2 protein-coding genes are annotated in these 1,246 nt (G+C 80.2%); both read right to left on the bottom strand.

Annotated features, from left to right (window positions below):
• The coding region (locus AAHZ94_RS34295; protein WP_349997589.1) for a CbiQ family ECF transporter T component at nucleotides 1-981 on the bottom strand (981 nt) is incomplete at its 3' end.
• Nucleotides 982-997: 16 nt separating this feature from the next.
• Nucleotides 998-1,246: GPS-CTERM domain-containing protein (locus AAHZ94_RS34300; RefSeq protein WP_349997590.1), on the bottom strand; the 249-nt coding region annotated here is incomplete at its 5' end.

A 1,246-nucleotide genomic window follows, 5' to 3' on the forward strand; every position in this document is an offset into this window, starting at 1 on the left:
CCCGCCCCACCGGTCGGGCCGGTAGCGGGTACGGGCGGAGCGGCGCCCGCCCAGCCACAGGCCGCCGAGCGCGGCGAGCACCCCGCCGATCAGCAGCGGCAGCGCATAGCCCGCGCCGTCGGCGGCGAGCAGCCCGTACGTGCCGGCACAGACGCCCAGCAGGCCGCCGATGCTCAGCACCGTGGTGGTGTGCCGCACGGCCGGCGGGACCTGCGCGGTGCGCCCGTACCCGCGTGCGTCCATCGCCGCCGCCAGTGCGACCGAGCGTTCCAGCGCGCCCTCCAGGACGGGCAGGCCGACCTGGAGGAGCGCCCGCAGACCGCGGTCGGACCGGCCGCGCAGGCGGCGGGCGGCGCGCAACCGCTGCACGTCGGCGACTAGGTGCGGGGCGAACGTCATCGCCACCACGACCGCCACGCCCGCCTCGTACAGCGCCCCGGGCAGCGACTTCAGCAGCCGGGCCGGGTTGGCCAGCGCGTTGGCGGCGCCCACGCAGATCAGCAGGGCGGCCAGCTTCAACCCGTCGTACAGCGCGAACACCAGCCCCTCGGCGGTCACCCGACCGCCGACCCGCACCCCCTTGGCCCACTCCGGCAGCGGCACCTCAGGGAGCGTGAACAGGGTGCGGGTGCCGGGGATCGGTGAGCCGAGGAAGACCGCGAAGACCAGCCGGATGCCGATCACCACCAGTGCGATCTTGACGAAGGCCCCGTACGAACGGGCCCACGGCGCCTGGGTGCGGCGCACCGCCACCACATAGCCGGCGACCGCCACCAGCAGGCCGAGCAGCAGCGGATTGGTGGTGCGGGAGGCGGCGACGGCGAGCCCGACCCCCCACCCCCCCCCGCCCCCGCGGCCCTGCGCGCGGGCCGGGCAGGGGCCGGGGGCACGGGCCGCCCGCCAGGCCCGGACGGGGCGCGGGCCCGCGCCGGCGGTCGGACGGCGGACAGCGCGCAGCGCCGGTCGGTCTTCGGTGCTCACGATCGGTTCCCGGGGTTCATCCGCGCCGGCGGCGCGCCTGCCACAGCGCGGCGGCGGCCAGCGCGAGGACGACGACGCCACCACCGATGAGGCCGGCGGACGGGCCGCCGCCGTCCCCGTCGCCCCCGCCGGCGGAGTCGCTGGAGGCGTCGCCGGCGGGGGGGGGGCGGGGCGGCGCGGGCGGGGGGGGGGCGGGCGGGGGGGCGGCGGGGGGGGGGGGGGGGGGGGCGGGCGGCGCGGGGGGGGGGGGGGGGGGGGGGGGGGG

The organism is Streptomyces sp. HSW2009 (assembly GCF_040240285.1).
Classification (GTDB): domain Bacteria; phylum Actinomycetota; class Actinomycetes; order Streptomycetales; family Streptomycetaceae; genus Streptomyces.